General features: G+C 72.9%; 18 protein-coding genes. 8 read left to right on the plus strand and 10 right to left on the minus strand.

From position 1 onward, the window contains the following. Positions 1-52 precede the first annotated feature (52 nt). The gene (locus ICC28_RS06640) at positions 53-4978 is read left to right on the plus strand and encodes a DNA repair ATPase (RefSeq protein ID WP_188287467.1); all 4926 of its coding nucleotides are present in this window, start codon (positions 53-55) and stop codon (positions 4976-4978) included. A gap of 32 nt (positions 4979-5010) precedes the next feature. On the opposite strand, the gene ICC28_RS06645 is transcribed toward ICC28_RS06640, so the two are convergent. Next, on the minus strand, positions 5011-5478 hold the full coding sequence (locus ICC28_RS06645; RefSeq protein ID WP_188287468.1) for a CBS domain-containing protein: 468 nt from the start codon (positions 5476-5478) through the stop codon (positions 5011-5013). 150 nt (positions 5479-5628) lie between these two features. Here ICC28_RS06645 and ICC28_RS06650 point away from each other — a divergent pair, with 150 nt between their 5' ends. Next, positions 5629-6210, plus strand: a complete 582-nt coding sequence (locus ICC28_RS06650) for a hypothetical protein (protein WP_188287469.1) — start codon at positions 5629-5631, stop codon at positions 6208-6210. 141 nt (positions 6211-6351) lie between these two features. On the opposite strand, the gene ICC28_RS06655 is transcribed toward ICC28_RS06650, so the two are convergent. The 3 genes from ICC28_RS06655 to ICC28_RS06665 all read right to left on the minus strand — a co-directional run bounded on the left by ICC28_RS06655 (position 6352) and on the right by ICC28_RS06665 (position 10919). Then, positions 6352-8295 carry an NAD(P)-binding protein gene (locus ICC28_RS06655; RefSeq protein ID WP_223188450.1) on the minus strand — a complete coding sequence of 648 codons (1944 nt, stop codon included), beginning with the start codon at positions 8293-8295 and terminating at the stop codon, positions 6352-6354. 19 nt (positions 8296-8314) lie between these two features. Further along, a complete protein-coding gene (locus tag ICC28_RS06660) occupies positions 8315-9613 on the minus strand; it encodes an SLC13 family permease (RefSeq protein WP_188287470.1) in 1299 nt (432 codons plus the stop codon). Positions 9614-9683: 70 nt separating this feature from the next. Then, complete coding sequence (locus ICC28_RS06665; protein WP_188287471.1) at positions 9684-10919, minus strand: cation:proton antiporter; 1236 nt, start codon at positions 10917-10919, stop codon at positions 9684-9686. Positions 10920-11131: 212 nt separating this feature from the next. Here ICC28_RS06665 and ICC28_RS06670 point away from each other — a divergent pair, with 212 nt between their 5' ends. From ICC28_RS06670 to ICC28_RS06680, 3 genes are all read left to right on the plus strand, one after another. Next, positions 11132-12202, plus strand: coding sequence for a PucR family transcriptional regulator (locus ICC28_RS06670; RefSeq protein WP_188287472.1), 1071 nt, complete (start codon positions 11132-11134; stop codon positions 12200-12202). Between the two features lie 114 nt (positions 12203-12316). Next, positions 12317-13705: a TrkH family potassium uptake protein gene (locus ICC28_RS06675; RefSeq protein ID WP_317453968.1), complete on the plus strand. Its 1389-nt coding sequence runs from the start codon at positions 12317-12319 to the stop codon at positions 13703-13705. Next, positions 13698-14417 (plus strand): potassium channel family protein, encoded by a 720-nt coding sequence (locus ICC28_RS06680; RefSeq protein WP_188287473.1) that lies wholly within the window; start codon positions 13698-13700, stop codon positions 14415-14417. Before ICC28_RS06675 ends, ICC28_RS06680 begins: the two co-directional genes overlap by 8 nt. Positions 14418-14428: 11 nt before the next feature. Here ICC28_RS06680 and ICC28_RS06685 read toward each other — a convergent pair whose 3' ends face one another. Then, the gene (locus ICC28_RS06685) at positions 14429-15175 is read right to left on the minus strand and encodes a DUF4142 domain-containing protein (RefSeq protein WP_188287474.1); all 747 of its coding nucleotides are present in this window, start codon (positions 15173-15175) and stop codon (positions 14429-14431) included. Positions 15176-15341: 166 nt separating this feature from the next. After that, the gene (locus tag ICC28_RS06690; protein WP_188287475.1) at positions 15342-16658 is read right to left on the minus strand and encodes a hypothetical protein; all 1317 of its coding nucleotides are present in this window, start codon (positions 16656-16658) and stop codon (positions 15342-15344) included. Between the two features lie 113 nt (positions 16659-16771). On the opposite strand from ICC28_RS06690, the gene ICC28_RS06695 reads away from it, so the two are divergent. Next, complete coding sequence (locus ICC28_RS06695) at positions 16772-18082, plus strand: molybdopterin-dependent oxidoreductase (protein WP_188287476.1); 1311 nt, start codon at positions 16772-16774, stop codon at positions 18080-18082. Positions 18083-18392: 310 nt separating this feature from the next. On the opposite strand, the gene ICC28_RS06705 is transcribed toward ICC28_RS06695, so the two are convergent. The 3 genes from ICC28_RS06705 to ICC28_RS06715 are packed head-to-tail and all read right to left on the minus strand — an operon-like array spanning position 18393 to position 20529. Further along, positions 18393-19211 carry a methyltransferase domain-containing protein gene (locus ICC28_RS06705; protein ID WP_188287477.1) on the minus strand — a complete coding sequence of 273 codons (819 nt, stop codon included), beginning with the start codon at positions 19209-19211 and terminating at the stop codon, positions 18393-18395. Further along, on the minus strand, positions 19208-19819 hold the full coding sequence (locus ICC28_RS06710) for a DUF2064 domain-containing protein (protein WP_188287478.1): 612 nt from the start codon (positions 19817-19819) through the stop codon (positions 19208-19210). The genes ICC28_RS06705 and ICC28_RS06710 overlap by 4 nt, the downstream gene beginning before the upstream one ends. Next, positions 19816-20529 (minus strand): glycosyltransferase family 2 protein, encoded by a 714-nt coding sequence (locus ICC28_RS06715; protein WP_188287479.1) that lies wholly within the window; start codon positions 20527-20529, stop codon positions 19816-19818. The genes ICC28_RS06710 and ICC28_RS06715 overlap by 4 nt, the downstream gene beginning before the upstream one ends. Positions 20530-20640: 111 nt before the next feature. Between ICC28_RS06715 and ICC28_RS06720 the strand changes: the two genes are divergently transcribed. Together ICC28_RS06720 and ICC28_RS06725 are read left to right on the plus strand one after the other, a co-directional pair. Continuing rightward, positions 20641-21360, plus strand: coding sequence for a response regulator transcription factor (locus ICC28_RS06720; RefSeq protein WP_188287480.1), 720 nt, complete (start codon positions 20641-20643; stop codon positions 21358-21360). Positions 21361-21362: 2 nt separating this feature from the next. Beyond that, the gene (locus tag ICC28_RS06725) at positions 21363-22475 is read left to right on the plus strand and encodes a sensor histidine kinase (RefSeq protein WP_188287481.1); all 1113 of its coding nucleotides are present in this window, start codon (positions 21363-21365) and stop codon (positions 22473-22475) included. A 235-nt stretch (positions 22476-22710) separates the two neighbouring features. Here the strand turns inward: ICC28_RS06725 and ICC28_RS06730 are convergent, their stop codons facing one another. Continuing rightward, the gene (locus ICC28_RS06730) at positions 22711-23700 is read right to left on the minus strand and encodes an NAD-dependent epimerase/dehydratase family protein (RefSeq protein ID WP_188287482.1); all 990 of its coding nucleotides are present in this window, start codon (positions 23698-23700) and stop codon (positions 22711-22713) included. Between the last annotated feature and the right edge of the window lie 464 nt (positions 23701-24164).

The raw sequence follows: 24164 nt of genomic DNA on the forward strand, positions 1-24164 counted from the left end.
GCCACGTCCTTTCCCCGGCGGGAAAGCGACCGACTTCTGGAAGAGGGACCCCATGACCACCGGCCTGGACACCGGCACCCACGACGCGCTCGACACCGGCACCTACGAGGTGCTGCGCGACCGCCTCACCGCGCAGGCCGCCGATCTCGCCCGCCGCGCGGAGTCGCTCAACACCCGCCGCGCCGAGGAGTTCGGCTCCACCCGGCTCGAACTGACCGGCACCGAGCGGCTGCGCACCGAGCACAACTGCGTGCCCCGCGACATCGTCTCCGTCGGTGACACCCTCCTCTTCGGCCACAACGTCTTCCTCGGTCTGAAGCCCGAGACCACCGTCGCCGACGTCTTCGCGCTGCACGACCGCGACCTGAACCGGCTGCCCGACGACGCCGTCCCCGGCCTGCTCGACGACCCGGCGTTCCAGCGCGAGTTCGCCGCCCTCTACCGCTACTACCGCCAGGCCCACCTGCTGCAACTGCGCGGCGTCGACGGCAAGTTGCTGGCCGTCTTCCAGACCGGCGAGAAGCCCGGCGACATCCGCGTGCTGCGCTGGGCCCTCACCGACGACGGACAGGCCACCTTCCTCGACGCACGCGGCGACCGCGACCACGTCTTCCCCGTCTCCCACGACTTCGAGTGGACCCCGGCCACCCGCGAGGACCACGTCCTCGGCCGCCACCCGCACGTCTCCGTCGCCGGCGAGGTCTTCGTCGAGACCGTCGGCGGCACCCTCACCGTCAAGGTCGAGAACAACACCGAGACCGGCGAGGGCATCTACGCCGAGCCCGTCGACGAGCCCCTGCAGTCCCTCGCCGACGCCGACATCGCCCACGCGCGCGTGGGCGCCCTGATCCTGCTGCGCATCCGCCCCTACAAGGAGGACACCGACCGCTACCTGGTCTTCAACACCCTCACCAGGACCGTCGTCCGCCTCGACGGCATCGGCCGGGCCTGCCGACGGCTCCCCGAGGACCAGGGCATCGTCTTCCCCGGCGGCTACTGCCTGGCCACCGGCACCCACAAGACGTACGAACTCGACACCGCGGAACTGGAGTTCGAGCGCGAGGTGCGCTCGCCCAACGGTGAGGACGTGCTCTACGCCTTCCACGCGCGCGTGGAGGGCCGCAGCCTGCTGCTGCCCTACAACGTGATCCGCAAGGAGGTCGCCAACCCGCTGTCCTGCCACGGCTGGGCGCTCTTCGACGACGGCTCGCTCCTCGTGCTGCGCGCCGACAGCGACGAACCGCAGCGCGTCCACCCCGTCCAGCAGTGGAACTCCCCCTACGTCTCCGACCTGCACGCCGCCGCCCGCCCCGTCGGCACCGGACCGCTGGCCCGGGTCGGCAACGCCGACCTCGTCCGCGGCATCTCCGACTGCCTGTCCATCACCCGCGCGGTCGCGGAGACGACCCCCACCGGCGAGGTCTACGAGGCGCTGGTCGCCGCCTGCGTCCGGGCCGCCGACTCCTACCACTGGCTGGGCGACAGCGAGCTCGGCGCACTGCTGGAGCCGCTCACCCAGGTGCGGACCACCGCCGAGCAGGTGCTCACCGAGTTCGAGACCGTCCAGGCCCTCACCCGCCAGGCCGCCGATGCGCTCGGCGAGGCCGCCGCCGAGGTCGCCGGAATCGTCCGCCGCCTGCGCGGCGAGGCCCCCCGCAGCGCCGCCGCCTGGGTCACCGGCCTCACCGAACTCCGCCGCGCCCAGGGCCGCTTGCTGACCCTGAAGGACATGCGGTACGCGGACACCGACCGCATCGACGAACTCGCCGCCGACGTCGGCAACGACCTCGACACCTTCGGCCGCCGTGCCGTCGCCCACCTCGCCCACGAGGACGCCTTCGCCGGCCACCGCGCCGACATCGAGCAACTCGTCGCCGACGCCGAGGCGATCGCCACCGTCGCCGAGGCCGCACCCCTCGCCGCCCGCGTCGACGAACTCACGGACGGACTGCGCACGGTCACCGAGGTCGTCGCCGGACTCGACATCGGCGACGCGACCGTACGCACCTCCATCCTGGAGCGCATCGCCGAAGTCCTCGGCGGCGCCAACCGCGCCCGCGCCACCCTCGACGGCCGCCGCCGCGAACTCCTCGACCGCGAAGGACGCGCCGAGTTCGCCGCCGAGTTCGCCCTGCTCGGCCAGTCCGTCACCGGCGCGCTCGCCGCCGCCGACAGCCCCGAGTCCTGCGACGAGCAACTCGCCCGCATGCTCGTACAGGTGGAGAACCTGGAGGCGCAGTTCTCGGAGTTCGCCGAGTTCGACGACTTCCTCGGCGAACTCGCCGACAAGCGCGACGAGGTCCACGAGGCGTTCTCCGCCCGCAAGCAGACCCTCGCCGACGCCCGCTCCCGCCGCGCCGAGCGCCTCGCGGACTCGGCGGCGCGCGTCCTGCAGACGGTCACCCGGCGCGCCGCCACGCTCGCCGACGCGGACGCCGTCACCACGTACTTCACCTCCGACCCGATGCCCGCCAAGGTCCGCCGGGTGGCCGACGAGCTCCGCGAACTCGGCGACCAGGTACGGGCGGAGGAACTCGACGGCCGGCTGAAGTCCGCCCGCCAGGAGGCGCTGCGCGGCCTGCGCGACCGCAACGACCTCTACGCCGACGACGGCCGCACGATCCGACTGGGCACGCACCGCTTCGCCGTCAACACCGAGCCGTTGGACCTGACGCTGGTTCCGCAGGGGGAGGGTCTTGCCTTCGCGCTCACCGGCACGGACTACCGCGCGCCGGTCGCGGACGCCGACTTCGCCGCGACGCGGCAGTACTGGGACCGTCCGCTGGCCTCGGAGTCGCCGGAGGTGTACCGCGCCGAGCATCTCGCCGCGCGGCTGCTGGAGGAGCACGGGGTCGCTGCGCTGGCGGAGGCGGATCTGGGTGAGTTGGTGCGGCAGGCCGCGGAGGCCGCGTACGACGAGGGGTACGAGCGAGGGGTTCACGACCATGACGCGGTGCTGATCCTCGGGGCGCTGGTGCGGTTGTATGAAGGTGCGGGGCTGCTTCGGCACGAGCCAGGCGCTCGTGCCGCCGCGCAGATGTTCTGGGTGCACGGGATGGGTGCGCAGGAGCGGGAGGGGTGGAGGCGTCGGGCCGTATCCATGGCTCGGGCCCGGGACACGTTTGGGCTGGCTCCTGCGATTGCGGATCTGCAAGGGGAGTTGGCGGAGGCTGCGGCCCAGTGGGGGCTGATCGCGCAGTTCCCCGCGCCCCTGAAGGGCGCTGTCGCGGCCTACCTCTTTGACGAGCTGACCTCCGGGTCCGACGGGTTCGTCATCAGCTCCTCCACCCGTACCCTTCTCGACAAGTTCCGGCGGGCCATGGGTACGTCCGACTACGACGACGATCTCGCCGCAGTCGGAGACCTCGCCGCCCGTAAGCAGCTCGTCGAGGCCTGGCTGACGGCGTACACGGCCGCGAGCGGTATCGATGTCGCCCCCGGCGACCTGGCCGAGGCGGTTGCCGCTGAGCTGTGCCCGGAGTTGGGGCGGTACGTGTCCGACGCGCCGCTGAGCGAGACCGTCGACGGGCTGCTCGGTGCGCACCCGCGGATCAGCGGGCGGGCGCTCACCGTCCGCGTCGACGAACTCCTCGCCCGCACCCGGCACTTCAGGGAGCACGAGGTTCCGGGACACCGTGACTACCAGCGTCGGCGTACGGCGTTGGTGGCGGCCGAGCGGGCGCGGATCCGGCTGGACGAGTACCGGCCGCGGGTGATGTCGGCGTTCGTGCGCGGCAGGCTCATCGACGAGGTGTACCTGCCGCTGATCGGCGACAGCCTCGCCAAGCAGATCGGCACGACCGGCGACGCGAGGCGCACCGACACCGGCGGGCTGCTGCTGCTCATCTCCCCGCCGGGCTACGGCAAGACGACGCTGATGGAGTACGTCGCCGACCGGCTGGGCCTGGTCCTGGTGAAGGTCAACGGCCCGGCGCTCGGCCACACCGTGACCTCCCTCGACCCGGCCGAGGCCCCGAACGCGACCGCCCGCCAGGAGGTCGAGAAGATCAACTTCGCGCTGGAGGCGGGCAACAACACGCTGCTCTACCTGGACGACATCCAGCACACCTCACCCGAACTGCTGCAGAAGTTCATCCCGCTGTGCGACGCCACCCGGCGTATCGAAGGCGTGCGCGACGGGCAGCCGCGCACCTACGACCTGCGCGGCAAGCGGTTCGCCGTGTGCATGGCAGGCAACCCCTACACCGAGTCCGGCAGCCGCTTCCGGGTACCCGACATGCTCGCCAACCGGGCCGACGTGTGGAACCTCGGCGACGTGCTGACCGGCAAGGAGGACGCCTTCGCGATGAGCTTCGTGGAGAACGCGCTCACCGCCAACCCGGTTCTCGCCCCCCTCGCCGGGCGTGAGCGCGCCGACCTCGACCTGCTGGTCCGGCTGGCCGAGGGCGACACCACGGCCCGCGCCGACCGGCTGGCCCACCCGTACGCCCCGGCCGAGCTGGAGCGGATCCTCGCCGTGCTGCGCCATCTGCTCACGGCCCGCGAGACGATCCTGGCGGTCAACGCGGCGTACATCGCCTCGGCGGCCCAGTCCGACTCCACCCGCTCCGAGCCGCCCTTCCAGCTCCAGGGCTCGTACCGCAACATGAACAAGATCGCCCAGCGCATCCAGGCGGTCATGAACGACAGCGAGCTGGCCGCCGTGATCGACGACCACTACTCCGCCGAGGCCCAGACCCTCACCACCGGCGCCGAGGCCAACCTGCTGAAGCTGGCCGAGCTGCGCGGCACGCTGACCGACGAACAGGCCGTGCGCTGGGCGGAGCTGAAGGCGGCGTACGTCCGGACGCAGACTCTCGGCGGTCCGGAGAACGACCCGCTGACCCGGGCGGTGGCCTCCCTCGGCCTGCTCGCCGACCGGATCGCGGCCGTGGAGTCGGCGATCACCCGAGCCGCCGACCCGCGTCATCTGATGGCCAACCCGGCGGCCCGCCACGCGGCCCGGCCCGGGCAGTGAGGAGGGCTGGGCTGCCGCAGGCCGGCCGTGGATCAGCCGCCGCTCGCCGCCCCCAGCAGCTCGTGCAGCAGGTGCGAGGCCGTGACGACCCCCAGCAGACGGATGCCGGCCCCGTCCCGCTCCGCGACCGCGACGAGCGGGCTGCGGACCCGGGCCATCAGGGCCGCCACCTCCAGCGCGGTGTCGTCCGGGTCGGCGATGGGCGGCGGCTCGGCACCACCGGACAGGCAGTCCCCGACGCGGCGGCCCGCCAGCGCCTGGCACAGCCGGTCGGCGTGCCTCTCGTCGACCACGGAGGCGAGCGTCGGGGCCTCGATCACATAGGAGGGGACCAGCAGCTTGACCATCTCGGAAGCGGGCAGGATCGCCCTCGGCTGCCCGTGCTCGTCGAGTACCAGCAGGCCGGGCAGCCTCTGCTCGGCCATCAGCCGGGCCGCCTCCAGGGCGTCACTGTCGACACTCACCGTTTCGTATGCGACCGCCAGGTCACGAGCGCGCACGGCGGGCTCCTCATCTGCTGGGAAGTACCTGGGATCAGCGTCGTACACCCCGTGGGCGGGGGCCAGGACATTGACGTGAAACATACGTAGGGCCCCATTCCGGGGGCACACTGGAAGTGTGCTGTCGGTGCTCGCTAGGGGGTGTTGCCGATGGCTGCGGCACAGTGCACGCGCATACGGCTGTGGCGGTGGCGGCGCAGCCCGCTGAGGCGGCGCAGTGACCTCGTCGAGGCCTGGGTCGTGCTCGCCGGATGGGCGTTCGCCCTGGTCGGTGGTCTGATCGCGGGCCTGTACGCGGTGGGCGCGGTGGAGCGTGCCGCTGATGAGCAGCGGGAGCGGAGCCGGCAGGTGACGGCCGTCCTCATGGAGGACACGGGGGACCGGGCACCGGCCCGGGCGGCCTCCGACTACCGGGTGTGGGCCAAGGTGAGCTGGACCGGACCGGACGGCGCGACGCACACCGACGACGCGCGGGTACCGCCCAAGACCGAGGCCGGAACCGAGATCACGGTATGGACCGACGGCCGCGGCCAGATCACGGCCGAGCCCCTCACCACCGCCGAGACCCAGCTGCATGCCGTCTCGGGCGGCATCCTCGCGGCCCTCTGCACGGGCGGAACGGTCCTCGGCACGGCCTGGCTGCTACGGCTCTGGCTGCAACACCGGCAACTGGAACAGTGGGCCCTGGAATGGGAGCGCATAGACACGACCAACGGCTGGAAACCGACCTGACCCCCGGCCGACGGGTCGTCCAGCCCTGTACGGCGCCGGCGCCCCGGCCCTGAAGCCGTACGCCCCCTGCACGGCGGCACGGTCCTGAAGATCACCCGACCCCGAAGACCGCCCCCCGCCCCCGGACGCCGGCCCCCGTCGTTACGCGTCCGTTCTGCGGGGGGTCGGGTGGGGGTCTCGGCGTAGGAGTTCTGCCAGGCCCTGGCGGGTTGCGGCGAGGACTACTCGGTCCTCGGGGCGCAGGACGTAGCCGGGGTGCAGGTCCCAGACCAGGCCGGTGGAGCGGTCGGCGGAGCCGGGCCGTGGGGGTGCGGCGAGGTCGGGGAGGCGTTCGTCGGGGGAGGAGGTGTCCAGGGCGACCACGCGCCAGGCGCCCGCCCGGAACGATTCCCCGACCGTGCGGCCCGCCAGTTGCGGGTGCCCGGCGACCTCCAGCGCGGCGAAGAGCAGGACCCGGCGTTCCACCGGAATGGCCCCGAGGATCCGGCGGCCCATCATGGCGCCGGCGAAGGCGGGGGCCGCGAGACTGGAGACGCTGCGGCTGCGGGTGAGGGCGCGCGGGTGGGCGGCCCGCAGGGTGCGGTAGACGGCCGTGGCGAACTCGTCGTCGTACAGGCGCAGCGCGGCCCGCAGGTCCGGCTTGATCGAGCGGGCGGACAGGGCCGCCTCCAGGTTCGTGGTGTCGCTGCTGGTCAGCGCCAGCAGCGAGTGCGCACGGTGGACCTTGGCGGCCTCCAGGACACCCCGCTCGGTGACGTCCCCGATGACGACCGGCACCCGCTGCCGACGGGCGACCGGGATGCCGCGCGCCTCCGGGTCCTCCTCGACGCACACCACCGGTATGCCGAGTTCCGTCAGCCGGGACAGCACCCGGGTGCCGACCTTGCCGAGGCCCAGCAGCACGACGTGACCGGACAGGCCCCGGGGCGGGCGGCGCAGCGCCGACGCGGTGCGGAAGGTGCCGTAGGCCTCCAGGGCGGCGGCCAGCAGGACCGGCAGGAACAGCAGTCCGGCCAGTCCCGACAGGAGTTGGAGCACCTGGCGCGAGGTGGGTTCGTCCAGCGCCGGGTCGTTGATCGCGAAGAGATCGAGCAGCGTCAGGTAACCGGCGTGCAGCGGATGCTTCTGCTCGCTGGTCAGCCAGGTCGCGACGGCCAGTGCCAGCACGCTGACCAGCAGGCCGGCCAGCGACCAGCGCAGCCGGCGCGAGAAGAGCTGGGCGAGCGGGAGCCCGCGGCCCGCGAGCCGCCCCGGCACCGAAGCCGCACCGCTGTGCGCGACCGTCTCCAGCACCACCGTGCCGCGTCCGGTCGCCGCCGCCACCGTCTCGTCGTCCGGCAGCAGCGTCGGCCCCTCCCGCCCGCTGGCGTCCGAACCCTCCGCGCCCGCGGGGTCGTTGGCGGTCGACGACAGCAGGGCGAGTGTGCACAGACCGGGGTCGGCGACCCGCCCCGGCGACGGCGGAGTGCGTTCCACGGCGCGCAGCAGCAACCCGTCGGCCTGGACGACCTTGCTGGTGCCGGCGACGGCGGTGGCCGCGAGGGCGGGCGCCGCGGTGTCCGCGTCGGACAGGACGGTGGTGGAGGTGTCCAGCGCCTCGGGGTCCAGGCCGGGCACGGCGAGCGCGGCGGCCTGGTCGAGCAGCTCCTCCAGGTGCTGGCCGAGCTTGCGGTTGTACAGCCGGATCACCAGCCGCAGCCGCGGGTTGAGGCGGCGGGCGGCCAGCGCGGCGTGGATGTTGGCCTCGTCGTCGTCGAAGACCAGCGCGAGCGCGGCCGCCTCCCGTACGCCCGCCTCGGTCAGTGCCGCCGCGTCGAGCTCGGGCGCCTGGAGCACCCGTGGCGCCTGCCGGCCGAGTCCGCCGTCCGAGCGGTTCATGACGGCCTGTACCCGGCTGAGCAGCGCGGCGGCGCCCGCCCGGGCGGCGGACTCGGTCCGCGGGCCGGGCGGTACGACCAGCGTCACCCGCTCCCGGTAGACGCTCGCCAGTTCGGCCGCCAGTCGCTCGGCCAGCGCGTCGTCACCGCAGACGATCATGTGCCCCGGACGCGGCGCCCCGCGTGCCGGCTGCGGCAGTACGACCATGTGTTCCGTGACCTCCCGGTCAGGCGAGGGCGAAGTAGCGCAGCCACACGTACAGGACGGACAGTCCGACGGTGACCGCGGTGACGACAAGACCGTACTTGGTGAACTGCCAGAAGGAGATGGGCTGTCGGTTGCGTTCGGCGATGCCGAGGACCACCACGTTGGCGCTGGCGCCGATCGCGGTGGCGTTGCCGCCGAGGTCCGCGCCGATGGCCAGCGCCCACCACATCACGTGGCTGCCCGAGCCGCCCATGCTCGACACCAGGTCGGAGGTGATCGGCGCCATGGTGGCCACGTACGGGATGTTGTCGACGATGCCCGACAGGGCGGCCGAGGCGGTCAGCAGCACCAGGGAGCCGCCGAGTTCGTTGTCGCCGATGGCGTTGGCGAGGGTCTTGGAGATCTCGCCGATGACGCCCGTCTCGATCAGACCGCCGATCATGATGAACAGTCCGGCGAAGAAGGCGAGCGTGGGCCACTCGACCTCGCCGAGCACCTCGCCGGTCTCCACCGAGGAGACCGCGATCAGCAGGCCCGCGCCCAGCAGCGCGACGACACTGGGCTCGTAGTGCAGCACCGGGTGCAGCACGAAGCCGGCGACGACCAGGCCGAGCACCACCAGACCCTGGACGAGCAGCCGCGGGTTCTTGATGGCCTCGCGCTCCTGCAGCTCCATGACCTCCTGGGCGCGATCGGGATCGTAGGCGAAGGACTTGCGGAACAGCAGGCGGCACAGCGCGATCAGCACCACGACCAGGGCGAGCGTGAGCGGGGCGAGGTGGATCAGGAAGTCGTTGAAGTTCAGGTCCGCCCGGCTGGCGATGATGATGTTGGGCGGGTCGCCGACCAGGGTCGCCATGCCGCCGATGTTGGAGGCCATCACCTCGGCGATGAGGAACGGCGCGGCGGGCAGCGCGAGCCGCTCGCACACCAGCAGGGTCACCGGCGCGATCAGCAGGACCGTGGTGACGTTGTCCAGCAGCGCGGAGGCCAGGGCGGTGATGACGACGAGCATCACCATCACCCGGAAGGGCCTGGCCCGCGCCCGCTTCACCGCCCAGATCGCCAGGTACTCGAACATGCCGGTCTTCTTCAGCACGCCGACGATCATCATCATGCCCAGCAGCAGGAAGATGACGTTCCAGTCGACCCCGCTGTGCTCGGAGAAGAACGCCGACTCGTCGTCGGTGGCGCCGATGGCCAGCATCAGGGCGGCGCCGCCGAGCGCGGCGCCCACCCGGTGGATCTTCTCGCTGATGATCAGGCCGTACGTGGCCACGAAGACGACGATCGCCGCCCAGCTCTGCCAGCCGTTCACGTTACTCCGACGGGTTGGTGCGGGAGCGGGGCGGCGTGGGGGGCGCCCCGCTCGACTTGCGGTCCGCGCGTCACGCGGTGAGGCGCGGAGTCTTCCGGTCGTCCTTCTCGGCCCCCGGGGCCTCGTCCACCCCGGCGATGTCCTCGACGTGGAAGAGGCGGGCGATCGGCACGTCGGTGGAGCTGTGCGCGACGATCGAGAAGGCGATGCACACGGCGATGAGCGTGAACGCCTCCTGCCCCTGCGGGATCCCCGCCTGGAGCACCAGCAGCCCGTACACCACGGAGGCGAAGCCCTTCGGGCCGAACCAGGCGGCGACCAGCTTCTCCTGCTTGGTGAACCGGGTGCCGATCAGCGACAGCAGCAGCGAGGCCGGCCGGATCAGCACGATCGCCAGGACCACCGCGACATACCCGCCCAAGGACAGGTCACCGAAGAGCGACGGGGTCAGCAGCGCGCCGAACACCAGCAGGGCCGCGAACTTCGACAGCTCCGCCAGCGACTCGCCGAGCGGCTCGAAGGACTCCTTCGCCTCCAGCGAGCGGGCCGTGATCACCGCGCCCGCGGAGAACGCGGCGAGGTAGGGGTTGGCGTGCGTGAGGTGGCACAGCGCGTACAGGATCACGCCGATCGCCAGCGGCAGCAGCGGCTGCAGTTTGGGCTCGGCACCCAGCAGCCGGAACCGGACCAGCTCGATCACCACGAACGGGATGACGACGCCGAAGACCAGTCCGAGGAACAGCTCCAGCGCGATCGTCCCGAAGCCTGCCTCGACATGGCCGGCGGTCGGGCCAGCCATGGCGATGAAGATGAGCACGACCGGCAGGGCCAGCCCGTCATTGATGCCGCTCTCCACGTTCAGCAACTGGCGCAGCTTCGCCGGGACCTCCTTGCGGCCGACGATCGCGGAGGCGAACACCGGGTCGGTGGGCGCGAGAACCGCGCCGACCAGGAAGGAGGTCGTCCAGTCCAGGCCCACCAGGAAGTGTGTGATCAACGCCATGCCGATGAAGGCGAGCGGCATGCCGAGCCCGAGGGCGCGCGCCGGGTTCTTCCAGTTCTCCCGCAACTTGGGGAAGGAGACGTGCATGCCGTCGGTGAACAGCACCGCGAAGAGCGCCAGGTCCGCCGTGACCGAGACCATCTGGCTGTCCGGCGTGATGTGGATCCACCCCAGGAACCCGTCACTGACCAGGGCGCCGCCGACCAGGAAGAGGAACGACGTCGACAGCACGGTCCGGGCCGCGAGACCCGACAGCAGCACCGCGACCAGCAGGGCCGCGCCGAACACCAAGATGAGCACCATGAACGGGACCCCCCGACTCCACGACTGAAGTGACTTCTTCCGAAGCCGCCGACCAGGCTTCCCGGCACACCGCGGGGAACCATACCTGCTCCTGACGCGACATTGACAGCGTGTCCATGTACAGCCCAACGGGTGGCTCCTTGCCGGGTCCCGGCAACCACGACGTGCGGGCATGCGCTAAAAAGGCGTCAAGACCGAAGTAGGGGGCCGACATGGCGGGGCGGGACATGAGCAAGGGCTACGAGGAGTACGTCGACGGGTACGCGGGAATCCTCGCGGACACCTCGGCGACCGGCCGCAGGCTGACCCGCGAGGAACTCGACTCGCGCAGGCTGTTGGGCGAGCGGGCCGCCGAGGACGGCCTCGGACTGCGGGTCCTCGTCGCCGCGTACATGGCCGAGACCCGGGCGAACTGGCCCAAGCACAACGGCACCTCGGCCGACGCCGTCCTGGCGGCCGCCTCCCAGGCCCTGGACGCCTTCGCCGAGGGCTACGAACGGGCCCAGCGACACGCCGTACGCCAGGAGGAGGCCGCCCGCCGGGAGTTCATCGACGACCTGCTCTACGGCCGCAGCGACCTCGGCCTGCTCGCCCAGCGCGCCGAGCGGTACGGGCTGCGGCTGTCGTACGAGCACGCCGTCGCCGTGGCCCGCGGCAGAGCCGTCTACGACGAGGGCGACCCCGTGCCCCGGGAGGTGGAGCGCGCGCTGATCGGCCGGTTCGGCGACCGCAGCATCCTGCTCACCACCAAGGACGGCCGGATGGTCTGCATCGCCCCCGGCAACCAGGACGAGGTGCTCGTCCACTTCGCCAAGCAGGCCCACGCCGCCACCGACGGGGGACAGGTGGCCATCGGCCGCCCCCAGCCCGGCGCCGCCGGCGTCGTCCAGTCCTACGAGGAGGCCCTCAACGCCCTCGACCTGGCCGACCGGCTGGAACTCGACGACCCGGTGCTGCGCGCCTCCGAACTCCTCGTCTACCCCGTCCTCACCCGCGACCGGCAGGCCATGGCCGACCTGGTGATCAGCGCTCTGGGCCCGCTGCGGGACGCCCGGGGCGGCGCCGAGCCGCTGCTCGACACCCTCACCGCGTACTTCGACTCCGGCTGCGTGGCCGCGGAGGCCGCCCGACGGCTGTCGCTCAGCGTGCGCGCGCTGACCTACCGGCTGGACCGCATCCACAAGCTGACCGGGGCGAACCCGGCCGACCCGGTGCACCGCTACACCCTGCAGACCGCGGTCATCGGGGCACGGCTGCTGGACTGGCCCGCCAACACCTTCTGAGTGTCTCCCCGGTGGCGTCACGGGTTAGGGTGACGGCCGCCCGGTACCTTGACGGAATCCGAGCAGGCCGCACGGCCGACCTTGACGGAATCCGAGAGAGGGAAGAGACACCAGGTGGCAGGACGTCTGGCGCTGCCGCGCGCGTTGGCCCGGGCGCGCATGTCACTGTTCACCGCGCATCCCGCCCGGACGGTCGTCCTGGCCTTCGCCGCCGTGATCGCCCTCGGCACCGTGGTGCTCATGCTGCCGGTCTCGGCCGAGCACGGCAGCGCGGACGTGCTCACCGCGCTGTTCACCGCCACCTCGGCGGTGTGCGTCACGGGCCTGGTGGTCGTGGACACCGGCGGCTACTGGAGCGGCTTCGGCGAGCATGTGATCCTCGCGCTCATCCAGGTCGGCGGCTTCGGCATCATGACCATGGCCTCCCTGCTCGCCCTGCTCGTCTCCGGCAGGCTGCGCCTGCGGATGCAGCTCACCGCGGCCGCCGAGACCAAGAGCCTCGGCATCGGCGACGTACGCCGGGTGCTGCTCGGGGTCGCCGGGACCACCCTGATCGTGGAACTGGCGACCGCGGCGGTCCTCGCCCTGCGCCTGCGCTTCGGCTACGACCTCTCCCTCGGCGACGCCGTGTACCTCGGCTACTTCCACGCCGTGTCGGCCTTCAACAACGCCGGCTTCGGCCTGCACGCCGACAACCTCGTCGGCTATGTCGACGACCCGTGGATCATGCTGCCCGTCGCCCTGGCCGTGATCCTGGGCGGCCTGGGCTTTCCGGTCCTCCTCGAACTGCTCCGCCACCGGCAGCGGCAGCGCACCACCGGCCGCCGCAACTGGACCCTGCACACCAGGCTGACCCTGATCACCACCGCCGCCCTGCTCCTCGTCGGCACCGTGCTGACCTGCCTGCTGGAGTGGACCAACGACGACACGCTCGGCCTCCTCGACTGGCCCGAGAAGCTGCTCGCCGGCTTCTTCCACTCCGCGATGACCCGCACCGCGGGCTTCAACTCCGTCGACGTCGGCGCGATGCACGCCTCCACGCTGCTGATGACGTGCATGCTGATGTTCGTCGGCGGCGGCAGCGCGGGCACCGCCGGCGGCATCAAGGTCGGCACCTTCGCGGTACTGGCCGTCGCGATCATCGCCGAGGTGCGCGGCGAGCCCACCTCCGGGGTGCTCGGCCGCCGGCTCGCCCCGCACGTGCTGCGCCAGGCGCTCACCGTGGCGCTGCTCGGCGTAGGACTGGTGATGACCGCGACACTCGCGGTGCTGAGCACCACCACGCTGCCCTTCGAGAGCGTCCTTTTCGAAGTGGTCTCCGCCTTCGGCACGGTCGGCCTGTCCACGGGCATCACGGCCGATCTGCCGGCCGCGTCCCAGCTGATCGTCATCGCGCTGATGTTCATCGGGCGACTCGGTCCGGTCACCCTGGTCTCGGCGCTGGCCCTGCGCGAGCGCACCCGCCGCTACGAACTGCCCGAGGAGCGACCCGTCATTGGCTAACTACCTGCACAACCTGCGTCACCGCCGCCGCAAGCGGCCGGCCCACGAGCACCCCCGGCCGCGCGACCGGCGCGTCGCCGTCATCGGCCTCGGCCGGTTCGGCTCCTCGCTGGCCAACGAGCTGATGCGGCGCGGCTGGGACGTCCTCGGCATCGACACCGACGCCCGCCTGGTCCAGAAGTACAGCGACGGCCTGACCCACTCGGCGGTCGCCGACTGCACCGACCCCGAGGTGCTGCGCCAGCTCGGCATCCACGAGTTCCCCAGCGCCGTGGTCGGCATCGGCACCGACATCGAGGCCAGCATCCTCATCGCCTCCAACCTGCTGGACGCCGAGGTGCCCAACATCTGGGCGAAGGCCATCAGCCGCCAGCACGGCCAGATCCTGGAGCGGCTCGGCGTCACCCATGTCGTGCTGCCCGAGCACGAGATGGGCGAGCGCGTCGCCCACCTCGTCACCGGCCGGATGCTGGACTTCATCGAGTTCGACGACGACTACGCCCTGGTCAAGACCGTCGCCCCGGACCTCGTCACCGGCCTTCCGCTCGGCCAGAGCCAGGTCCGCAGCAACTACGGCATCACGGTCGTCGGCATCAAGCGCCCCGGCGAGGACTTCACGTACGCCACCGCCGAGACGATCGTGCGCGAGGGCGACGTCATCATCGTCACCGGAAAGACGCGGGCGGTGGAGGCCTTCGCCGAACTGGGCTGACCCCACTCGCGTCAGCGGACCGTCCCGCTGGGGCTCGGCGTGGGGGAGGCGGTGTTCACGCCCAGGTCCGGGCGGGGCTTGAGCACGAGGACCGGGGAGCCGGGCTGCGGCGGGGGCGGGGTGAGCTGCTCGACGGGCATCTTCGGCGGGTTGGTCTGCTGGAAGTTGACCTGGTCCTGGTTGACCAGGCCGGTCTGCTCCAGCACTGTCATGTGGTCCAGGACGGTGTCGTTGGCGAGGTCGGCCAGCTGACGCACCAGGGAGTTCTGGGTGTTGGCCCGGATCTTGGCGATCACCGGGAAGATCTGGCCGTGGGTCACGCGCATGATGCTGACCGCGGTGGAGTCGAACTCCTTGCCGGTCTTGGAGTCGACGGTGGCCACGAACTGCTGCTGCTGCGGGCTCGCCTGGTTGGGCAGCGTGATGCCGAGTTCCGGTGCGATCTTCCGGCACATCTCGTCGAGGCCCGCGTGCCCGACGATCAGATGCTTGCCGGCTTCCTTCATGGCCTCCGTGGTGCCCCGCTCCAGCGACATCTCGCCCAGCGGGTACTCCCACAGGCCCGCCGCCCGCACCTTGACCACGAAGTCCCGGTCCGCCTCGGTCAGCGGCCCGTACGGGGTGTTGGCGATGATGCGGGCCTGGTCGGTCGAGGTCTTCTCCACCCCGAGCATCGCGGGGTAGGCGAGGGCGGAGAGGGTGAGCACCAGGGCGCCGCTGACGAAGACGGTTGCCGCCGTGCTGCGCGAGAAGCGCATCGGACCTCCTGAGGCGAACGGCTCGGACACTAGAAGGTACGTACGGGCGGCTCGGAACAATCACCGATGCGCGCAAAACTTCCCGCCCGCGAGGTGTGTCCTGTGTCACGCCCGGCCGTTCACCACCTCCACCCCTCGACCTGCGCCGCACCTCTGCCGGGCCCGGTCACCAGCCCGTCAGCAGCAGGTGGTTGACCAGCAGGGCCAGACCGGCCTGCGCGGCCAGCCAACCCCGTGCCCCCGTCAGAAAAGCACACGCCGGCACGAGCCACAGGGCGAACGGCAGCCAGATGCGTTCCGTCTCCGCCTTGCTCATCCCGGAGAGGTCCGCGACGAGCAGGGCGGCCAGCGCGGCGCACACGAGGATGCCCAGGCGGACGTCCGTTCCGCTCTCCCGGCGGATCAGGGCCGTCCCGGTGCGGCGCAGGCCCGCCGCTGTGGCGAGGCCGACGATGAACACCGTGCACGCGAAGTTGGCCCACACCCAGTAGCCGTACGGGCGGACGCCGCCCGCGCCCTGGTAGTAGCGGGTGACCAGCAGCCGGTACGCCTCCCACCAGTCGAAGCCGAGGGACGTGAACACGACCGGCACGACCAGGAAGCCGGCCAGGACGAACGGGAGGGGGCGCAGCCGCTCGGAGCCCAGGAGCAGCACCGCCGCAGCGATCACCGCGAACAGCGTCAGGCCGTAGGAGAGGTACATCGTCAGGCCGAACAGCAGGCCCGAGGCCAGACCCGTCCACGCCGGGCGGCGGCCCGTCACGGCGAGGGCCAGGAAGGCGATCGCCCACGCGGTGACCGCCGCGAAGTAGCCGTCGGCGGAGGTGCCCACCCACACCGCCCCGGGGACGAGCACGAGGAAGGGCGCGGCACGGCGGGCCAGCCGCTCGTCGGCGAGGAGGCGTACGGTGATCAGGGCGGCCACCGCCGCGGTCGTACCCGCCGTGATGACGAAGGCGCCCGCCCAGCCGCCGCCCCCCAGCCCGATCCGGTCCAGCAGGACGAAGGTGACCGTCGCCCCCGGCGGGTGCCCGGCGACATGCGCGGGCCAGTTGTCCGGGGCGTCGATCAGGATGTGCCGGGTGAAGTCCCGCAGGGCCGCCGGGATGTCGTCGAAGCGGTCGATGACCCTGAGATATTCGTTCTTGGTCGTGAGCTGCTCGGCGATGCCCCGGTACCAGCCGTCGACCAGGGCCAGGGACCACGTCCAGGCCAGGCCCGCCGCCCACACGGTCCACAGCAGGGTGCGCCAGCGCAGGCGGGCGGCCAGCGAGGGGCCGTAGGCGACGACGGCGACCGCGACCGCCAGCGCGGCCGGCGTGCCCGGGCCGACGTGCGGCTCCCAGGTGGCGAGGAGCGGTGGCCAGCGGACGCGCAGGCTGCCGTCCCGGTTCTGGATCGCCGTGCCCACCACGACGGCGGTCACCACGAGGACGGCCGCCGCTGCGGCTGCGTACAGGTCACGGAGAAGGTCGCGGTTCACGCCGAAACCGTAGGGCGCCCGCTCTGGCCCGGACGGCTGACAGGCGGCGACGTCAGAGATTCGTCATGGTTCGTGAAGCCGTCCGAGGCGTCCTTCCGGCCTACCGTCGACCCATGAGACCGACCCCGTTCGCGCCCGGCTTCTGGCGCAGCCCGCTGCGCGGCCCCTGGTTCACCTCCGTGCTCGGCGTGGTGCTGCTCGGTGGGATCACCGTGCTGTTCGTGACGGGCCTGCTGTCGTACGCGGCCTACAACCCGAACCTGTCGCCGGTGAACGACAAGACCCCGGACAAGGGCGTCCTCGGCTTCTACCTCTTCGCCTGGCCCACCGATCCGCACTGGCTGTACCGGCTCAACCAGGGCGTCCACGTCACCCTCGGAATCACGCTCATCCCCGTCCTGCTGGCCAAGCTGTGGTCGGTCGTGCCGCGGCTGTTCACCCTGCCGCCGGCCCGCTCGCTCGCCCACGCGGCGGAGCGGATCTCGCTGCTGCTCCTGGTCGGCGGCGCGCTGTTCGAGTTCGTGACGGGCGTGCTGAACGTCCAGCTGGACTACGTCTTCCCCGGCTCCTTCTACCCGCTGCACTTCTACGGGGCGTGGGTGTTCTTCGCCGCGTTCGTCGCGCACGCCGTGCTGAAGACGCCCGCGGCGCTGCGCAATCTCAGGCGGCTGAGGGAGGAGAAGAACGACCTCGTCGACAACGGCCGCGTCGAGGACGACCGCGTCGAGGACGACCGCGTCGAGGACGACCGCGTCGAGGACGACCACGTCGAGAACGACCTCGTCGCCCCGGAGCCGGCCGAGCCGACCGTGTCCCGGCGCGGCGCGCTCGGGCTGGTCGGCGGCGGCTCGCTGCTGCTGTTCGCCACCACCGTCGGCCAGAACTTCGACGGGCCGCTGCGCCGCACCGCGCTCCTCGCCCCGCACGGCGGCGCCGAACCGGGCAGCGGGCCCGGCGCCTTCCAGATCAACAAGACGGCCGAGCGGGCCGGGATCGACGCGGCCGAGACCGCCGACGACACCTGGCGGCTCACCGTGGTCGGCCGCTCCGGCACCGTGCGGCTCAGCCGCGCCGACCTGCTCCGACTGCCCCTGCACAGCGCCGCGTTGCCCATCGCCTGCGTCGAGGGCTGGTCGACCTCCGACCAGTGGTGGCGCGGGGTGCGGCTGCGGGACCTCGCCGCGCTCGTGGGCTACGACGATCCGCCGGACGTCCTCGTGGAGTCGCTGCAACGGCGTGGCGCCTTCCGCCGGGCCGCGCTGCGGGCCAACCAGGTCGCCGACGAACGCTCCCTGCTCGCTCTGTTCGTCAACGGCGAGGACCTGACCCCCGACCACGGCCACCCGGCCCGGGTCATCGTGCCCGCGGCGCCCGGTGTGCTCAACACCAAGTGGGTGGCCCGCATGACGTTCGGAGACCTGTGATGCGCCGCCCCCGCCTCGTCGTCGGCAGCCCGCTGCAACTCCTGCTGCTCGCCTGCTCGTTCGCGCTCGCCGGATACGCGGGAGTGCGACTGCTGGACGGGGACTGGTTCGGGATCGCGATGTGGTTCGTGGGCGCGGCGGTCGTCCACGACCTGGTACTGCTGCCGCTGTACGCGGCCGCGGACCGCTTCCTCGTACGGCCCGCGGCCCGGCGCCGGGAGTGGGTGATGTACGTGCGGGTGCCCGCCGCGCTCTCCGCGCTGCTCCTGCTGGTGTGGTTCCCGCTGATCAGTGGGCGGGTGGCGGACCGCTACGCCTCGTCCACCGGCCTGTCCGCGGACGGCTTCCTGCCGCGCTGGCTGCTGCTGTCGGCCCTGCTGTTCGGGGGCTCGGCGGTGCTGTTCGTGCTGCGGCTGCGGCCGCGGCTGCGCAGGGCGGCGAAGGAGCGGCCGCCCACCGTCCACTGATCCGCGGCGCGCCACCCGGCCTGCCGGGCGTGGCGCAGTAAGGCCGGGGTGCCGAGCCTGGCCCAGGGGAAGGGCATGCCGGCGGCGCCGCGGGCGTCGGCGACGTGCACGAGGACGCGCTCGTCGAGGTCCAGGTCCGGGACCGTCTCGACGATCAACAGACCGCCGGGGGAGAGGAGTTGGGCCATCCGGTCGAGCAGGGCCCGGGGGTCGCCGCCGATGCCCACGTTGCCGTCGATGAGCAGGGCGGTGCCCCAACGGCCCTCACCGGGAAGCGGTTCGAAGACGGAACGCCGCAACGCCTGCCCTCCGGCCCGCACCGTGCGGGCCACGGCCGCCTCGCTCACGTCGATCCCGAGGACCGGGCGGCCCTGCGCGCCGAGCGCCGCGACGAGCCGCCCCGGCCCGCAGCCGACGTCCAGCACGGGCCCCTCGCAGCGGCGCAGCACCTCCAGGTCGGCGGCGTCGGCCTCCGCGCACCAGCGCTCCACGTCCAGCGGCAGCAGCCAGCCGTCCGACCTGCGGAGGTAGAGGGGGCCGCGTTCGGCGCGCAGGGCGTCGGAGTAGGGGTCGGCGGACCAGGTGCGGTGCGCGACGTCGGGGTCGGATCCGTGGGGGTGGGCGGCGCGGCCCGGCACCCGTGCCCTGGGAACGGTGCTCATGGGCGCCCCACCGCCGTCAGCCGCCCCAGCAGCGCCGCGAAGCGGCCGTGCGGGGCCGCTTCCGCCACCGCCCTGGCATCGTCCGCCGTGTCCACGTCCCGCAGCACCGGCAGGTCCCGTACCCGCAGATCCGCGAGCCGGGCCCGCTGGTGGGCTCCCGTGTGCGGGGTCGACATCGGTACGCCCCGCAGCCGCGACGGGTCCGGCCGGGACAGGCCCAGCGCCCAGAAGCCGCCGTCCGCCGCCGGGCCGAAGTACGCGTCGCAGTCGGTGAAGTCGACGGAGAGCAGGTCCGGTGTCACCTGCGGGGTGTCCATGCCGATGAGGAGCGTCGGGCCCGCGCACCCCGCGAACGCGGTGGCGAGCCGTTCGTCGAGGCCGCCCGCGCACTGGGGTACGACCTCGAAGCCGGGCGGCAGCCACGGGCCCGGCGAACCGTCCAGCACGAGCACACGGCGCCGGGCGGGCGTGCGGGCCACGACGCCCAGCGTGTCCGCGAGCGAGGCCTCGGCCAGCGCGGCGGCCTCCTCGGGGGTGAACGGCGGGGTCAGCCGGGTCTTCACGCGGCCCGGGCGAGGCTCCTTGGCGATGACGAGGAGAGTCGTCATACGGACGACACCTCCCGCTCGGCCAGCACCCGGCTCATGTCCCGCACCGCCTGCCAGGTGCCGCGCCAGGTGCCGGTCACCTTGGAGGCCCCGGAGCGGGGGCGGTAGGGGACGTCGTACTCGTCGATCCGCCAGCCCGCGTCGGCGGCCCGGACGACCATCTGCAGCGGATAGCCGCTGCGCCGGTCGGTGAGGCCGAGGGCGAGCAGCGGCTCGCGGCGGGCGGCGCGCAGGGGGCCGAGGTCGTGCAGGCGCAGACCGGTGCGGCGGCGCAGCAGACGGGCGAGCGCGAGGTTGCCGGCGCGGGCGTGCGCGGGCCAGGCGCCCCGGCCCTGCGGGCGGCGCCGGCCGAGCACCAGGTCCGCCTGCCCGGCCCGTACCCGGTCCACGAACGGGATCAGGTCGCGCGGGTCGAGGGAGGCGTCGCAGTCGCAGAAGCAGACCACGTCGGCCGTGGCCGCGGTCAGCCCCGCGGCGCAGGCGGCGCCGAAACCGCGCCGCTCCTCGCGCACGACGGTCGCGCCGAGCCGGCGGGCGAGGTCGGCGGAGCCGTCGGTCGAGCCGTTGTCGACGACGAGGGCGCGCCAGCCCGGCGGAACGCGTTCCAGCACCCACGGCAGCGCCTCGACCTCGTCGAGACAGGGGAGTACGACGTCGACCGGAGCCGGGCCCGGTTCTCCTGCGGCAGAGCTTGGGGATGAGGTCGTCACACCTTCACCCTACGAGCGCAAAGCGGACATATCAGAAGTTGGCTCCTTACGAAACACGGACGTCGGGAGGGGGCGGGCGCACATCCGCGCACGCGGTGGGAGGCTTGCGGCATGGAACAGCAGCCGCACCCGCGGACCGGGGCCCGGGTCCTCGTCGTCGACGACGATCCCACCGTCGCCGAAGTGGTCTCCGGGTACCTCGACCGGGCCGGATACGTGGTGGACCGCGCCGGCGACGGACCCGACGCCCTCGCCCGGGCGGCCGCGCACTGGCCGGACCTCGTCGTCCTGGACCTGATGCTGCCCGGCATGGACGGCCTGGAGGTGTGCCGCCGGATGCGCGGGCGCGGGCCCGTGCCGGTCATCATGCTCACCGCGCGCGGCGACGAGGACGACCGGATCCTCGGCCTGGAGGTGGGCGCCGACGACTACGTCACCAAACCCTTCAGCCCGCGCGAGCTCGTCCTGCGCGTGGAGTCCGTGCTGCGCCGCGCCCGCCCGGCGCAGCAGCCGCCCTCGCCGGTCCTGCACGCCGCCGGCCTCTCGGTCGACCCGGCGGCCCGCCGCGCGGTCAAGCAGGGCACCGAACTCGCCCTCACCATCCGTGAGTTCGACCTGCTCACCTTCCTCGTGCGACACCCCGGCCGGGTGTTCAGCCGGGAGGACCTGATGCGCGAGGTGTGGGGCTGGGACTTCGGTGACCTGTCCACGGTCACCGTCCATGTGCGCCGGCTGCGCGGCAAGGTCGAGGACGACCCGGCCCGCCCCAGGCTGATCCAGACCGTGTGGGGCGTCGGCTACCGCTTCGACGCCTCGGCCGAAGGGGCCTGACCGTGCGCGACACCCTCCTCATCGCCCTGTTCGCCTTCGTCGGCGCCGCCGCGGCGGGACTGCTCGGCGCGTTCGTGCTGCGGCTGATCCGGCGGCGGTCGCTCATCGCGCACCTCGCCGTGGTCGTCGGCGTCGCCGTCACCGCGATGCTCGCCGGCACCCTCGCGGTCGCGCAGGCGATGTTCCTGTCCGGGCACGACCTGACCGTCGTCACGACCGTCGTGGCGATGGCGGCCGTCGTCTCCCTGGCCACCGCACTGCTGCTGGGCCGCTGGGTCGCGGCCCGCAGCCGGGCGCTCGCGCTCGCCGCGCGCTCCTTCGGCGACGGCGGCGACTTCACCTCGCCGGACGGCCCCGCCACCGCCGAACTCTCCGCCCTGAGCCGTGAGCTGGAGGCCACCAGCGCCAAGCTCGCCGAGTCCCGGGAACGCGAGCGGGCCCTTGAGTCCTCGCGCCGCGAACTGGTCGCCTGGATCTCCCACGACCTGCGCACCCCGCTGGCCGGACTGCGGGCGATGGCGGAGGCGCTGGAGGACGGGGTGGCGGCCGACCCCGAGCGCTATCTGAAGCAGATCCGCATGGAGGTCGAGCGCCTCAACGGCATGGTCGGCGACCTCTTCGAACTCTCCCGCATCCACGCGGGCGCGCTGGCGCTGAGCCCGAGCCGGGTCTCGCTGTACGACCTCGTCGGCGACGCCCTCGCGGGGGCGGACCCGCTGGCCCGCGAGCACGGGGTGCGGCTCGTCGGGAACGGCGTGGAGCCGGTGCCGGTCGAGGTGGACAGCCGGGAGATGAGCCGGGTCCTCGGCAACCTGCTGGTCAACGCCATCCGCCGGACCCCGGCCGACGGCACGGTCGCGGTGGCCGCCGAACGCTCCGCCGACGGTGTCGTGGTGTCGGTGACCGACGGCTGCGGCGGCATCCCCGAGGACGACCTGCCGCGCGTCTTCGACACCGGCTGGCGGGGCAGCCACGCCCGTACCCCGCCGGCGGGCGCGGGCCTCGGCCTCGCGATCGTCCGCGGCATCGTCGAGGCCCACCACGGCAGCGCCACCGTCCGCAACATCCCCGGCGGCTGCCGCTTCGAGGTGACCCTGCCGACGGCCGACGCCTGATCCCACAGCCCCCGACGCCCGCCCCCAGCACCGGTGCCGTCTCCCCGGCCTGGCTCCCTCCCGCGCTCGGCTTCGCTCGCGGGAGGGCCCGGCCCGGGTTGCCGGTCCCGTCCGTGGGGCGGTCCTGCCGGGCGTGCGGGGGCCTTGTCCGTGACCGTGCGGCGGGATTCGTCAGGCTCGCGCGTGGGATCCCGTGGCCGCGCGTCGTCCGGCCGGGGAGTGGGCACAGGCCCCCTCACTCGGACCGGGCGAACTCGCGCATCCCCTCCTCGAAGTCCACCTCGGGCTTCCAGCCCAACTCGGCGCGCAGGCGGGCGGAGTCGGCGGTGATGTGGCGTACGTCGCCGAGGCGGTACTCGCCGGTCACCACCGGCTCCGGGCCGCCGTGCGCCGCCGCGAGGGCGTGGGCCATCTCGCCGACCGTGTGCGGGGTGCCGCTGCCGGTGTTGTAGGCGACGAGCGTCCCCGAGGGCGAACTCGCCTCCAGCGCGGCCACGTTGGCGGAGGCGACGTCCCGCACGTGCACGAAGTCCCGCCGCTGGCCGCCGTCCTCGAACACGCGCGGGGCCTCGCCACGGGCGAGCGCCGAGCGGAAGAAGGAGGCGACACCGGCGTACGGGGTGTCGCGGGGCATGCCCGGCCCGTACACGTTGTGGTAGCGCAGCGACACCGCCGCCGCGCCCGTCACCCGTGCCCACGCCGCCGCCAGGTGCTCCTGGGCGAGCTTCGTCGTCGCGTACACGTTCCGGGGATCGGCCGGCGCGTCCTCGCCGACCAGCCCCGGCGACAGCTCCGCGCCGCACTCCGGGCAGCGCGGCTCGAACCGGCCGGCGTCCAGATCGGCCACGGCCCGCGGACCGGGACGTACGACGCCGTGCCGCCCGCACGTGTACCGGCCCTCCCCGTACACCACCATCGAACCCGCCAGCACGAGCCGCCCCACCCCCGCCTCGGCCATCGCGGTGAGCAGCACGGCGGTTCCCAGGTCGTTGCGCGACACGTACTCCGCCGCGTCGGCGAAGCCGGTCCCCAGACCCACCATCGCCGCCTGATGACACACCGCGTCCACGCCGACGAGAGCACGGCGTACGGCGTCCGGGTCCCGCACGTCGGACGCCGGGTCGGCGCGCACGTCGTAGACCACGGCCTCGTGCCCGCGCTTCCCGAGCGCCTCGACGACATGGGACCCGATGAACCCGGCACCGCCGGTGACCAGTACACGCATACGCCCACGCTAGGCACGGGCGCCGCCCCCGGGACCGGACCACGCCCGGCACGTCACGGCTCCGTAAGACTCAGCGCCACCTGCACACCCGACCCGCGCCACACCCGCACCCGCGCTGCCCGCACCGCGTCGGTGCCTCGCCTGGGCCGTGCCTGCACCCCGTCCGCGCCCGGTCGCCCGGCACGTGCCGTGTCCGCGCCGCACCCGTGCCTTGCCCGCACCTGTGCCCTTGCCCGCGCCCGCGCTGCCCGCACCGCGTCGGTGCCTCGCCTGGGCCGTGCCTGCACCCCGTCCGCGCCCGGTCGCCCGGCACGTGCCGTGCCCGCACCCCGTCCGCGCCCGGTCGCCCGGCACGCGCCGTGTCCGCGCCGCACCGTGCCTTGCCCGCGCACCTGTGTCTTTGCCCGCGTCCGCCCTGCCCGCACCCCGCCCGCGCCGTGCCTGGGCCGCGCCCGCACCCCACC

Origin of the sequence: Streptomyces sp. TRM68416 (assembly GCF_014596915.1) — a bacterium.
GTDB lineage: Bacteria > Actinomycetota > Actinomycetes > Streptomycetales > Streptomycetaceae > Streptomyces.